Consider the following 13,584-nt stretch of genomic DNA (forward strand, 5'->3'; position numbering starts at 1 on the left):
TGCTACCTCCCATTTTTGAGGTTAGATGTTCCCGGCGGCAGAAACGGCGCAATCTTGTCAGGGGAGGCGATCGACTTGACCAGATATTTATCTTCGGGTTCTGCTTTTTCCAAGAAAATTCCAGACAGTTCCTTTGCGATATGGTTTTGGGATTTATCTCCAGGCTCAAGCTCGATGACATATTTTGCACGCTTCTTGATTGCGTCTGAAGGTCCTCCGATCACATCGGTTTCCTCATCGATTTCGATGCCAATCGCTACACCAACCGCTGCCTTGATATAGTTTCTTTTACCACGAATCACGAAACTCCCCTTTCCGATATACTCGCCTGTCTCCGGCGTCTTTGAAACCTGTTCGGGGTGGACCCAATAACAAGCCCCCTCGTAGTGCCCGGCTTTCCAGACACTGGAATATGAAACTGCAAACTGTGCCGCCTCCGATAGAGTCGCCTCTGGCACATCCTTTCCCTCTGTTTTGATCACCGTCACTGGAGCGCCATGTGCTTCTGCGTGAAAAAATATGTCGTCTTTTTTCATGTATTTCTTGACGATATCCTCGTTGGTATCGGCATCTCGCCCACCCACCACGAGAAATCCATCAGAAGACGTAAACCATCTGAACCGATCATACCAGTGACTTTTTTGCCTGATTTTTCGCTGGGGTGCCAGATGATATTCCGGTTCATAGTGCCCAAGCATTACCTGTTCGACCTCTTTTTTAGTCCGTTCTAATGCCCTTAGTGCCCCTTCTCGCTTTTTCCTGAGCTCCTTGGCGCGCAGATAATACTTTTTGGCATTTTGCGGAATGGTAAGCTTGACATTCAATGCGATGGAGGCTCCATCAAGTTTTATGGTAATATCTCCAATCTTTTCATCGATTTCGATTATTTCATCGGTTCTGGTTTTAATTTCGCTCCAAGAATGGCCATCTTTTCTGGCACTACGAACACGCTCAAAAACTTCATCTATATGTTGATAATGGGCATAGATGAGCTCTGCCTTCTCGATACATTCCTTTTCCAGCTGCTCAAAACTCTTGATGGCGTCTTCTTGCCGCTCTAACATTCGCTTCACTACGCTTAGCTTCTCGTCTTTAATTTTCCTTCCCACCCCCTCCACTTCTCGAAGTGCCTGCTTGCTGAAGAACTCATCAAGTGCTTCGTTAAACGTGGTGAAGTACTTCTTTTCATGCTTTTCATATTGCCGCAGCTCAAACGAAAACACGTCGATTTGCGCATCGTCTGCCAGGACTATGTGCGGCTTCAACGTTCCTGATATGATCGGCTCAAATAGTCCGTGTAGCGCACTGTGGATTGATGCAGACTGCCTCTTCGTCAAATCCCCCGTCAGCGTATTTTTATCGACCCCTGCTCGAATGCATATCTCCTCTGCGTACAATCCTCCAATATTCAGTTTAGAGGCAAGCGTTCTGACCACATCTCTGTTGGACATATCTAACAACGTGCACAACTCAGCATTCGTGATATCCATCGGATTCATCAGGGATGGCGGGAATTCATATTGTTCACCCCGCCTGACCTCTCTGTCTTTAAAACTCATGGATTTAAGGGGCATTATGATTCTTCGATTTTCATCCAGAAGTATGACATTGCCCTTTGAGAACAATTCTACCACGAGTGTTGCAATCGTGTCACCGCGCAAGATGTGTATTTCGATGATTCTGTCGAAGTCATATTGTTTTATCGCTGTAATACGTCCACCCATCAGATGCTTTCTCAAAAGCATCGGAAAGCTCGGTGCGATTTTGGGGCTTGGGCGCGGATATTTTGTAACATGTATTCTCTTGCCAGCTTCGATGAGAAGATCCTGGCGTCCGCTGCCAGGAAGCTGAAGCTTCAACCTGATTTCATTTGGAGTGTGCTGGTATGCCTTGTCCAGTTTCGCATCAATCAGCATCTGTAATTCGGATACAACGGCAGATATGTCCACACTACTCATCTGATTTTTTATGTACATCGTGTATTAATAGCATAAAGGATAAGATAAGTTTTAGCTGAAAATAACGGAGGTTAAGCATGGATCAAACGGTGAAAGTTCCAACCGAAGAGGAAAAAAAGAAAGGATATATAGATGGCATCAAAAAAACGATCATCCCTGGGATTTTTGGCATAATCGGGGGCATTATGTCATTTCATCTCGCCGGTGAAACACAGGCCAGGGCAGGATTTGGATTTGCGATATTGGTCATCATGGTACTCTTGCAAAAGTATGTTTTCCCGCTGGTCAACATAAAAGTAGAAGAGTTTGAAGCCAAGGATTGGATTTATACCGTATTTATGACGACGACGTTCTGGTTTGTGAGTTGGACTCTTTTACTGAACTAATCTCGAAGTGAACGATATGAGAATTTCAGTTCTGAACAGGGATCGATGTCAGCCTAAGAGATGCGCCCATGAGTGCCATCGATTTTGCCCAAGGGTGCGGACTGGAGACGAAACCATCGTCATCGGCGAGGACCATAAACCGATAATATCGGAAGAACTGTGCGTCGGGTGCGGCATATGCACCAAAAAATGTCCATTTGATGCGATAATGATCATCGGACTGCCAGAGGAGCTTCGTGAACAGGAAACGCATAGATACGGCGTAAATGGCTTTGCACTCTATGGGTTGCCCATTCCGCAGGAGGGAAAGGTCACCGGAATACTTGGCCCAAACGGCACAGGAAAAAGTACTGCAATAAAGATATTGTCAGGCAGCCTCAAACCGAATATTGGAAAAGACGCCCCCCATTGGGACGAAATCATCCAGCACTATCGTGGCTCAGAACTGCAAGGATATATGCGAGGGATATCGCAAAAAGAGATAAGAATTGCTCAAAAGCCACAGCACATCGACGCAATACTAAAGGCATTTAGTGGCAGCGCTCGTGAATTGCTCCAGCCCCTCGACGAACGCGGGGCGTTAAAGGATTTGACGTCCAAACTTGATATCGATCATATACTGGATAGGGGGATTGAAGACCTTAGCGGTGGAGAACTCCAGCGCGTTGCCATCGCAGCATGTATGGCTAAAGATGCCAATTTCTACTTTTTCGATGAGATAACTTCCCATCTGGACATCTGCCAGCGCATCGAAGTCGCAAAGCTCATCCAGGACCTATCCAAGAACAAAACCGTGATGATCGTAGAGCACGACCTTGCCATTCTCGACCTATTGGCAGATATCGTGCATATTGTATATGGGACGCCAGGAGGGTATGGCGTAATAACTTCCCCTAAAGGCGTTAGAGTCGGCATTAACCAGTATTTGCAGGGCTTTTTACCAGAGGAGAACATTAGAATGCGCCAAGAAGCAATCAAATTTGAGGTTCATGCACCCAGACTTCAGAAGGACATTCCAGCACTCGCCAAATTTGATGCATTCGTTAAAAAATATCCCGAATTTACGTTGAACGTAAAGGGTGGTGAAATACGAAGGGGGGAGGTTATAGGCATTGTAGGGCCAAACGGCATCGGGAAAAGCACGTTCATAAAGGTATTGGCTGGCATCATCGAACCAGATGAAGGTGCGGTAGGTCTCGACCTGCAGATATCTTACAAGCCGCAGTATATCACGAGATGCGACGAATCGGTCAGGGACTTGCTGCGAACAATAACGAAGCAATTCGGCACAAGCCATTACAATACGGAGGTGATCGGACCATTGCAATTGGAATATTTACTGGACCAAAATCTGACAGACCTCAGCGGCGGAGAACTCCAGCGCGTTGCCATCGCAGCATGTTTGAGCAGGAAGGCGGATTTATATATTTTGGATGAACCCTCTGCACATTTAGATGTCGAGCAGCGGACTTCCGCCATTAAGACGATACGCCGATTTGCAGAAAACAACAAAGCAAGCGCGATGGTAGTTGATCATGACATCTATATGATAGACCTGCTCAGCGAGCGTTTGATGGTCTTTGATGGGAAGCCAGGGGTGTGTGGTGAAGTATTTGGTCCGTTCGATATGCGCGAAGGCATGAATAAATTTCTTGAAAAAATGGATATCACCTTCAGGCGCGACGAGAATACCAAGAGGCCGAGGGTAAACAAACCAGAATCCAAATTGGACAGGGAACAGAAGGCGAAAGGGGAGTATTATTATCAGTGATTTAAATACGTTGATGATAATACGGATTTTGAAATGCCAAATTTAATATCATATGTAAGGCAGAAGACGGGATTTTCAATACTATTTGGTTGAATGAGTTGGATAAAAGCATCGCTGAAATAACGAAAGAGTGGAGTGACAATTGACATTTACACCTCCAAAAGAGTATGAATGCCCTCACACCAAACATTAATATACTTTCAATACTGAAAATATACTGAGGAATTAGACTGAGATATCTACATACGTTACCAATCAGATTCAAAAGACACGCATCTGAAAGACTCATAAAACGATTCCAGATGAGCTCTGACGAAGTGCGACATCACATTAAAACAGGAAAACATATCAAAAAGCCAGAGAAGGAAGGAAACATCGGCATCATCCAGAGCAAGATAAGAGATTCTCAGATCCGATTCGTGTACGTGGTTAGAAACAAAATACTGTGGATAATAACGATAGAGGAAACATGACTAAATGTCCGTTTTGCGAGAGCGAACTATTAGAAGAAAAACGTGAAATAGAAAAAGGCGTGTTTGCAAAGGTAGAGGTATGTTCAAACTGCCAAGATGAATGGGTTGATGAGAAAGAACATGATAGGTTGCTAGACCTATTTAAGCGGAGAGCATTCAATCTTGGCGGAAGTATCGCAATCAGAATTCCAAAGGAACTGGCTGATGCTTTAGAAATCAAAGAGGGAACCGAAGTCGGTTTTTCCGTATCGAAGAACAAGATCACCATCTCCAAGACGGAAGAAGCAACTGTATAGATATATCAAACCAAAACCCAATACAAACCCACAGATACAATCGCCCCTGCCGCCGTTGCAAGAAGATTGACCGAGTGATTCGTCAGAAGCCCCCTATTTTCCAGCGTTGCGCCCAACAGGCTGTCGACATTGGTGCCGATGAATCCACCTAAAATGGTGGTGATTAGCGCAATAGGATAATCTATCAGCCCAAGCAACACCGCGATTATGCCTATCGCACCTGCTCCCAATAGCGCTGAAAATTCACCCAATGCGGAGATGGCGCCACTGGTGCCTGGTTTTACCTTTTCAAATGTCGTAATCATCCTGGGCTTGCCCCTCCAGGTTTCACCGATCTCACTGGCAAGCGTATCTCCCGTAGCGGTTGCTATGGCGCCGAGGTATCCTATCAAGAAGACATGCCAGCCGAACACGCCCCATGCCACAGCCAAAATCATGGCGACGAGTCCATTTCCAAACACGTTCTTATATCCTCGTGCTCCGCCTTCTGCCTCTGCAATTCCCAGTGATTGCTTATATTTATACTCATATTTCGTGAACGCCCCACCCAGTACGAAAAAGACCATGAGAACCGCAAACCACTCGATGCCACCGAAAACGATGACCAAAACGCCAAGCAATGTCCCACTCAACACTCCTGTGATGTCCGCTATTTTTGCCCCATATGAGATATAACCGATTATAAGCGCAAGCGCCAATGCGAATATTAGTATGGAAGGGGGGACCCAATATCCAAACTCTGCAAATAGCCACATCGCCATCGCAGTGCCAAAGGGAAGCGTCAGGTTGTTGTTCTTGTGGGGAATCGACTCAAGCAGAGCACCCGTAAGTGTGCCGATTACCGCCAGGAAGAACATGAACTGGTAAGGAGAAGAGGACATATGGATGTCACCTATTCCATTGAATGCAATTATCCAACTGCCAACGATAAATGCAGATATCATGCCGGAGATGAGGAAAACTGCGCTGCCCATAACCGTCCTTATCCTTGGCGATTTATCCGCCTCGATGGTCTCACATATGGAGACAGCGAACGTGCTGATGGCAATGGACGCTCCCAAAAGGTAGACAGGAAAATTCGATACCCAGGACAAAACCGTTAGAATCAGAACGGCAAAGCACAGGTGTAGCGGGCCCAGTGCAACAGACCTTCGATCTGTGACATATGCAAATCCAATCATCGCAGCCAGGACTATGAGTATTATCTGCCACATCTCCAGAAATGGGAGTACCAAAGCGGCGCAGCCAAACAAAATGCGTACTAATTGCCTCTCGTATCTCGATGACGAACACATTGACAAAATACTTTATCTCCTTTCTACTTATATTTAGCCAAGATGGATGGAGTCATTCTGGACCAATACGAGAAGAGGGTCATCGGTCAGATAGGGAAAGAGGGCATTCCAGAACATATAATTCTCGTGATCGCCGAAGAGGACCTGCAGACCGACGATGCGCTCAAGAAGCTCAAGGCATTTGTCTTCTGGTGTTCCGAAATTGGAATTCGCAGGGTTACAGTACACATCAGTGTGATTGCCATAGGAGAGATAAAGAAAAGAATATATTCAACACTCACGAAGCAATTGATCGAGGCAATGTCCCACATCCCAGCCAAGGTCGCAATATACACAGAATCCGAAAGGATAGACGTAACTTCTGGAAAATATGACCTAATGCTTGACATTTCAATTGGCTATGGGGGAAAGCAGGAACTGGTCAGGGCAATCAAGCAGATCATGCATAAAGTCGAGGTGGGAGAATTTACTCTAGACGATATTGATGAGGCATTGGTCGAGTCACACCTTGTATTTAAAGCAGAACCAGATTTGGTCATCAAGACAGGCGGAGTACGATTGACGGATTTTCTGATATGGCAGGCAGTGTATTCAGAGTTCTTTTTTACAGACGTGAACTGGTCAGGGTTCAGAAAGGTGGATTTTTTAAGGGCGATCAGGGATTATCAGAAAAGACAGAGACGATTTGGGAAATAGTGGTGTAGCTTATCGTATCTTAGCCCACTTACATAGGAATTCAGACTTATTCTCATTTATGTATCTTTCATACTTCGTCACAATCTTGGGTTTTTCGATGGCTTTTCTGTATGCTTCTTCGCTTTCAAATAAATGGATTTTATTTTGAACATTCTTAAACCTCTTTATGCGTATATCATCTATTAAAAGAGCCTCCTCTCTTGTAAAAATATAAAATTGTGCACCAACAAAATCATCGTTCAATGCTACACCCACAAGAATATCGTATTCTATCTCTTGTTTATCCCATTCTTTAACTGTCCAACCCCAATATTTCACGTCTTTAGGATATAATCCCTCATTCTTTAGCGTGGAGGTTCTAATCTTTACGTTTATTTTTTTGCCATTGTAATCTATATAGATATTAGCTTTCCTTTTATCAGGTGTTAATTTTTTAAATCCCAATCCGTTTAATTTGTCCAATACACACTTTTTTCCAAGCTTACTGACCAACCCATGAGGTAAAGGGCGGCCGATGCTCTTATATTTTTTAAGCCTAACTATTATCTCCTCAATTACTCCGTTTTTATCGATACTCATAACTTTCCCAGCATAAAAGAAGTTTTGCAAAACAAAAATTTGAGTGAGTACCGTAAGGCACGAATCTTTTATGCTGTGTTATACGCCATCGTTTAAAACTCAATAAAATATTCCAGCTCATCATCTATTGCCTCCAAATCTAATAACACCTTTGCTCTTCTTGGACTTCCATCGGCATTTCTGAAATCTTCCTGAAATGAACCATATTTAACCAATGTATCATCCGTTATTCTGATGAAAGAAATTTGCTGTAACTCAAAGGATACTTTTCTCAATCTTGACCATGCCCCTCTTTTTATCCTCTCTATCACATATTTTGATTTTCCACCTTTCAACGCTTCATGCCACTTTTGAAATGTTCTATCTTCATCGTTATATAGAACCTTACCGATGGCAAGAATTAAGCCAACTGCTCCATAATCTTTAATTCCATTCGCTGTCGCTTCACTATCATTAACAATTATCTGATGACTGCTTGTATTCATAGCATGTGCTTTGAAATCCCAAGGAACATTTTTAAAACCATCAAACCTAACATTTCCATATTTTGGCCCTGGTATTTCAACAAAACCTGATAAATATTTTTCACATAGAAATTGAAAGTAAAAACCAATCCATTCCATTTGTTTCCAATGTGGATAGTTTGCGTCTTTCATCTCCAAGATTGATTTTCTGCCATCCCACATCTTAGGAATCTTTCTCAATTCTTTTCCAACATGTTTGGCAGTTTTTAAGAAAGTCATTGTTATCCTTCTATTTCAAATAAATTCAATGTTTTTTGGAACTTTTCCTCTACCTCTTTAATCCTATATTTATTTTCATTCAACCTTTTTTGAGCAAACTCATAATATTCTTTTACAATTTCAAATCCAATATACTGTCTTTTCATCATTTTACTAACAACTGCCACCTGCCCGGAACCTAAGAAAGGATCTAAAACAACATCTCCTTCTTCACTTGAATACATCAATATCTTTTTAATCAATTCAGCAGGTAATTTTGTTGGGGTTTTCTGGTCTCCTGTCCAATACTCTCTTTTGATTATCCAAACATCCTCTTTATCTTTATAATGCAAGCTGCCACCATCTTTATCATCATCTTCTTTTCCATATCTTGAATAAGGAAAAAATTTCCGTTTTTCATCATTTTTGCAAACATAAAGGCAGTGATAATGGGAAGTTACAAATTTTCTTTTCGTCACAACACCAAATTGATATTTCCAGATAATATGATTAACTGTAATAAAACCGATTTCGTCAATTGCAACTAATATGTCTTTTAAATTATTCCATCCTGAAAAAACATACATACTTCCTGATTCCTTAAGAGCCCTATAAACCCCTTTCATCCATTTGAGTGTGAAATCATAGTATTCTTCTTTTGGTATTTCATTGTATCCTTCTAAAACCCGAGATTGTGTTCTGCGATAATTATTTCTTTTTGCTTTAAAATCTATGGCAAAAGGCGGGTCTGTAATAACAAGGTCTATCGTATTATCGGTGATATGCTTCATTCCATCAATACAATCCATATTGTATATTTTGTTAAATTCAAATTTTTCCATCTTACCCCCTTCTTATCATGAGCGATGGCGTATAACTTCCTATATGACCTTACTTTTCTTGCCTATAAACTTTCATCTCAATTCACTCGTTTTTATCGATACTCACAACTTCAGCCCGCTTCTCACGTTAACGGGCAATTCATGCAATATGCTTAGCACCTCTTTTCTCGTAATATTCAATATGCGCCCGCATAGGCTGATGACTTCCTCGACCTCGACGTTCGAGCATTCACTTAACAATTTAATCATCCGTATAACGGTATTGCGCCGTTTCTCAGATTCCCTCATCTGATATGTGCGCACGCCCCTCAAGAAGTCGATCTTGCGAAATTCAGGCCAATATGGTGCACAGAAGTATGCTGCGCACTCGTTACCGCTTGCCTGCCACGGGAGGAAGTTGGATGCCCGCTCTTCTCCGCCGGTTCTGATGACCAGGTCGACGTTGACCGAATCACCCGAATACAAATGGGCAGATATTATGCTCTCATCGATATCCTCTGTTCGCAGCTCTCCAGCAAGAACCTTTTGTGCTATTTTCCTTGTAGCATCGACGATTTCCTGCCGTCCACCATATGCCAGTGCAACGTTGAGGCAAAAATTGTCATAGTCCTTCGTTTTTTGCTCTGCCTGTTTAATCGCCAGTCTTACGTCGATGGGGAGACGGTCTATGTCGCCTATGGCCCTGACTCGCATCCTATAACGGTGAATTCGCTCGTCAATGCACATCTCATCGAATCTTTCTTTAAATAACTTGTAAAGTTGCATGCGTTCTGTGTATGGTCTACGGAAATTTTCGGTCGAAAATGTGTATATGGTCAGTTGCTTAACTCCGATCTCCACACACCATTCTATGAGTTTCTCGGTCGTGTAAGCGCCATGGATATGTCCATGGGAAGGAGGTTCACCAATCCTTTTGGCATATCTTCGGTTTCCATCCTGTATGACTGCAACATGCGCTGGAATTAGCCCCTCCTTTATTTCTTCCGTTAGAAGGGACTCATATCCCGTGTACAATATATTCCGTATCTTACTCCCTGTCATATGCTCACCTTTCTACATTTAGTAATTCTCCAGAACAGAGGCGACAACTTTCTTATATCCTCCCTTGAGGGAGTAGACATTATGGTTGCCAGTTACATCGATGGAAAGAATGCCCAGACGCATATTCATTAAACCGACCATTGCAGAGATGCCCCTGTAGCTCACGTTAAATTTCTGCTCTAATAGATGGTTATAGATGCCCTCGGTGGTGTATGTTTTGTCCTCCAAAAACAGCTTGAGGACGGTCTTTCGTACCCCTGTCTCATCTCGTTCTATATAATTTTTTAGTCTTTCCTTGACCTTAACATCTGGATAACTCAGATTCTACACCACCTTGCTCTTCTATGTAAACATCAGTCTGCACCAATTATAAAGTTATATGTATATCACCCAATAGTTTACGTTGACGCCTCTTTAAATCGTTTCCTGATGAAATTTGGGCTCAACGACGTCAGGAACCATCCCGCTCTCGGACCGGAGGGCGTGCCAAGCAGCGCTATATAGGCCGCCTCAAACACGTATTTCGGGTCCACGCCGACATTCCCGGCAATTTGGTATATTTCAGCATGTAGCGCATCTGCAGTCCATTCGCGTCCTATTTCGTCCGCGAGAATATTCAATGCCCTCTTTTGCTGTGGAGACAGCTCTTTTGCTGCGTTGGGAAGTGTTTCCCTGACCTTGAATTTCACGACAGATGGGGCGAACTTGTTCAGCCAGTTCTCGGCATTTTTTGCACGCTGTTTGATCGCACCCACATCATCAATCTCATATCCACTGCGCTTAAGCGTTTCAACGATTCGGTCAAAGTTGCGAGCAATCTGCACGATCGTGACCATATGCCTAAACGGGACCTTGGTGGAGACCTCGCGAGCAATCTGCATATGCCTAAACGGGACCTTGGTGGAGAGTTCGTACGACCGATCGGTTTCGTTTAACCTGTCATATTCATCTATCAAATTCAAGAGGGGCGCTCCGGGGTCAAAGTCAATGTGCCTTTCTGGTTTTGCCCGTATGATTAGATAACGCAGTACCTCTGGCGGGAGCACATCGAGCATCTCTTGAACTGAAATGACAACGCCTGCTGAACTTGACATCTTGCCATGTCCCTTGAGAAAGATGTGCTCAAACGGTATTGGATATGGAGGGTCGTAGTCATATACCTCCTTTGCAATGCGTATTCCAGTGTCATAGGAACCGCCAGCCACTGCATGGTCTTTTCCAAATGGCTCGACTGTGATACCGAGTATCTTCCACCGTGCAGGCCAGTCCACCCGCCACGTGAGTTTCCCGTCCCCCTTCGATATGTCAGCGGTGCCCTGGTGCCCACATTGGCATTCGTAATCTACTCCCTTCCCATGATATCCTGTGACGATAGTCATGGTAATCCTGCCGCATTGCTCACATAACGGATTGAATGGGCTCCAATTTTGTGGCATCGTTCTTCCAGTGACTTCGGCAAGTCTCTGCGCAATTTTATCCTCGTTTATTAGTGCCGTCAGGATGGCATCGGCATAATCACCACGCTTGTACATCTGGTCCGCCCTGGTGACATCCGTCCCGATGCCCAACTTTTCCATTGCGTCCAAAAAAGGTTGTAGAAAGTGTTCAGCATAATTTGCACAACATCCATCTGGGTCCGGTATTTCGGATATGGGTTTCCCAACGTGTGATGCATAGTCTTCTGACAGGAAGGGATAAACCTTGCGAAGCGGGTCGTATGAATCCGCAATGTAGTGCAGGCGTACGTCTGCTCCATGGTCTTTTAGCGCCAGACGCACTGCATCTGCTGTTACCACCTCCCGCATATTTCCGATATGTATGGGCCCCGATGGGGTGATTCCCGTCGCTATCACATGTCTATTTCCGCGATTCTTCAATACATCCTTCGCAACGACATCGGCCCAGTGAACCGTATCTTCTGCCATCTATTTCATCTCGTCTCTCACCCATTTCAAAAACTCCTCGGAGCCGCCGTCAATTGCAAACGAAATTATGCATGGCATCTCATAGCTATGCAGTTCTTTTACACACTCTTCTATCTTTTTGACGTTCCCCCTCGTCGTCTTTACTATCAATGCAACCTCGGCGTCTTCCTGAATCCCGTCCCAGTGATATATTGATGTTATCGGAAATACGTTCACACATGCTGCTAACCGCTTTTCGACCAAGGTGCGTGCAATGCGCTTGGCTTCGCCCAGGTTGCGTGTAGTTATATATATCATCGAGAACAATTTAAGCCACCAAACTCACATAGTAAGAGGTGTAGATATAAATGTATATGGATTTGCCACCGTGGATTCTGATTGCGCTAATTCTTGTAGGCGCATGGGCCGTATTAGTCGCTCTAAATAAAAGGGGAACCTTATCAAAGCACAACTTAGAGGTATCTGGTCCACTGCTGCTTTGGCGCACGAACTATGGAAAGGGCACTATACGATTCATCGCACACAGGTTCAGACCTCTTTGGAAAAAGGTGGGCGTGATTTGCATAGTAATCTCCACGGTGACGATGGTTTTCACGGCAGTTATGATAATTGCGCAGGCAATTTTAATCATCAGAACCCCGGAAGTCATACCTCCAGATGTCGGCGCAGGGGAAATGATCCTTCTGCCTGGGCTGGCGCTCCCCCTCACATATGGATTGGTCGCGCTCATAATCGCCATCGTAGTCCATGAGTTTTCACACGGAATATTGTCTGAGGCGGAGGGCATGAACATAAAGTCGCTTGGACTCGGCGTTTTGGTGGCATTGCCTCTGGCGTTTGTGGAGCCTGATGAGGAAGGAATTAAGAACGCCTCCTCGAGGTCGAAGATGAAGATGTTTGCCGCCGGTCCAGCCGCAAACATCTTGGTATTCGTGATATCGTTCCTTGTGTTCACGCAGATACTATTGCCAATGTTCGCGCCCAACGCAGAGGGAATTGGCATATCAGAGACCATTGAGGGATTTCCTGCCGCCGATGCCGGCATGACGGGGGGCGAAATAATTACCCACGTAGGCGAGAGTGGGGTGAAGGGCATAGAGGACTTCAGGGGGAAGATGGCGGAGTTCAGCCCCGGGGACGTCGTCGAGATTCAAACAAATAAAGACGCGTATACAATAGAGCTGGGAGTCCATCCAGATGATCCAGGTAGGGCTTTTTTAGGTGTTCACCTTTTTCCCGTGACCGAATTCTATGCGGGACTGATGCACCCCATAGGATTCATCTTGCCGCAGGTTGGAACCATGCTGCCACTACTCTCTCCTGATTTCTTTGGTGCGGGTCTGGTGCATCGTGACGTCGTTCTCATCGCTCTGCAACTCGTATTTTGGGTTGGCCTTCTCAACTTCTGGTTGGGTGCGATAAATATGTTGCCAGCGAAGCCGTTTGATGGCGGACATTTGATGGGAGAATACGTTAAGATGTTGATACAGCGACTCGGTAGTAGAGATGAAAAAGTTGCAAATAATATCTCAAACTGGGTCAGTGTGTTATTTATTCTGATATATCTGGGCCCAATCCTACTAATCGTGATGACATGACT

15 protein-coding genes are annotated in these 13,584 nt (G+C 44.4%); 6 read left to right on the forward strand and 9 right to left on the reverse strand.

All coding sequences use genetic code 11. The features are described 5' to 3' along the window. Positions 1-2 precede the first annotated feature (2 nt). The gene (gene rqcH, locus BME93_04045; GenBank protein ID ATZ61275.2) at positions 3-1,976 is read right to left on the reverse strand and encodes a ribosome rescue protein RqcH; all 1,974 of its coding nucleotides are present in this window, start codon (positions 1,974-1,976) and stop codon (positions 3-5) included. A 59-nt stretch (positions 1,977-2,035) separates the two neighbouring features. Between rqcH and BME93_04050 the strand changes: the two genes are divergently transcribed. From BME93_04050 to BME93_04065, 4 genes are all read left to right on the forward strand, one after another. After that, positions 2,036-2,344, forward strand: coding sequence for a hypothetical protein (locus tag BME93_04050; GenBank protein ATZ61276.2), 309 nt, complete (start codon positions 2,036-2,038; stop codon positions 2,342-2,344). Positions 2,345-2,360: 16 nt separating this feature from the next. Then, positions 2,361-4,115: a ribosome biogenesis/translation initiation ATPase RLI gene (locus BME93_04055; GenBank protein ATZ61277.2), complete on the forward strand. Its 1,755-nt coding sequence runs from the start codon at positions 2,361-2,363 to the stop codon at positions 4,113-4,115. 254 nt (positions 4,116-4,369) lie between these two features. Next, on the forward strand, positions 4,370-4,588 hold the full coding sequence (locus tag BME93_04060; protein ID ATZ61278.2) for a DUF4258 domain-containing protein: 219 nt from the start codon (positions 4,370-4,372) through the stop codon (positions 4,586-4,588). Further along, the gene (locus BME93_04065; GenBank protein ID ATZ61279.2) at positions 4,585-4,884 is read left to right on the forward strand and encodes an AbrB/MazE/SpoVT family DNA-binding domain-containing protein; all 300 of its coding nucleotides are present in this window, start codon (positions 4,585-4,587) and stop codon (positions 4,882-4,884) included. Before BME93_04060 ends, BME93_04065 begins: the two co-directional genes overlap by 4 nt. A 5-nt stretch (positions 4,885-4,889) precedes the next feature. Here the strand turns inward: BME93_04065 and BME93_04070 are convergent, their stop codons facing one another. Further along, complete coding sequence (locus BME93_04070; GenBank protein ATZ61280.2) at positions 4,890-6,179, reverse strand: TIGR00297 family protein; 1,290 nt, start codon at positions 6,177-6,179, stop codon at positions 4,890-4,892. Positions 6,180-6,221: 42 nt separating this feature from the next. Here BME93_04070 and BME93_04075 point away from each other — a divergent pair, with 42 nt between their 5' ends. Next, the gene (locus BME93_04075; protein ATZ61789.2) at positions 6,222-6,875 is read left to right on the forward strand and encodes an undecaprenyl diphosphate synthase family protein; all 654 of its coding nucleotides are present in this window, start codon (positions 6,222-6,224) and stop codon (positions 6,873-6,875) included. A gap of 9 nt (positions 6,876-6,884) precedes the next feature. Here BME93_04075 and BME93_04080 read toward each other — a convergent pair whose 3' ends face one another. From BME93_04080 to BME93_04110, 7 genes are all read right to left on the reverse strand, one after another. Continuing rightward, the gene (locus BME93_04080; protein ATZ61281.2) at positions 6,885-7,454 is read right to left on the reverse strand and encodes a hypothetical protein; all 570 of its coding nucleotides are present in this window, start codon (positions 7,452-7,454) and stop codon (positions 6,885-6,887) included. A 92-nt stretch (positions 7,455-7,546) separates the two neighbouring features. After that, the gene (locus BME93_04085; protein ID ATZ61282.2) at positions 7,547-8,197 is read right to left on the reverse strand and encodes a hypothetical protein; all 651 of its coding nucleotides are present in this window, start codon (positions 8,195-8,197) and stop codon (positions 7,547-7,549) included. Positions 8,198-8,199: 2 nt separating this feature from the next. Continuing rightward, the gene (locus tag BME93_04090) at positions 8,200-9,018 is read right to left on the reverse strand and encodes a site-specific DNA-methyltransferase (GenBank protein ID ATZ61283.2); all 819 of its coding nucleotides are present in this window, start codon (positions 9,016-9,018) and stop codon (positions 8,200-8,202) included. A gap of 102 nt (positions 9,019-9,120) precedes the next feature. After that, positions 9,121-10,059, reverse strand: coding sequence for a polyprenyl diphosphate synthase (gene uppS, locus BME93_04095; protein ID ATZ61284.2), 939 nt, complete (start codon positions 10,057-10,059; stop codon positions 9,121-9,123). Positions 10,060-10,077: 18 nt separating this feature from the next. Next, entirely contained in the window at positions 10,078-10,380 is a 303-nt protein-coding gene (locus tag BME93_04100; GenBank protein ATZ61285.2) for a DUF2551 domain-containing protein, read from the reverse strand. Positions 10,381-10,457: 77 nt separating this feature from the next. Next, positions 10,458-11,984: a lysine--tRNA ligase gene (gene lysS, locus BME93_04105; GenBank protein ID ATZ61286.2), complete on the reverse strand. Its 1,527-nt coding sequence runs from the start codon at positions 11,982-11,984 to the stop codon at positions 10,458-10,460. Continuing rightward, positions 11,985-12,281 carry a divalent-cation tolerance protein CutA gene (locus tag BME93_04110; protein ID ATZ61790.2) on the reverse strand — a complete coding sequence of 99 codons (297 nt, stop codon included), beginning with the start codon at positions 12,279-12,281 and terminating at the stop codon, positions 11,985-11,987. 50 nt (positions 12,282-12,331) lie between these two features. Here BME93_04110 and BME93_04115 point away from each other — a divergent pair, with 50 nt between their 5' ends. Next, complete coding sequence (locus BME93_04115; protein ATZ61287.2) at positions 12,332-13,582, forward strand: site-2 protease family protein; 1,251 nt, start codon at positions 12,332-12,334, stop codon at positions 13,580-13,582. Positions 13,583-13,584 lie beyond the last annotated feature (2 nt).

It is taken from the genome of Methanosarcinales archaeon Met12 (genome assembly GCA_002813105.2).
Taxonomy (GTDB): Archaea; Halobacteriota; UBA148; order UBA148; family JAJOKI01; genus JAJOKI01.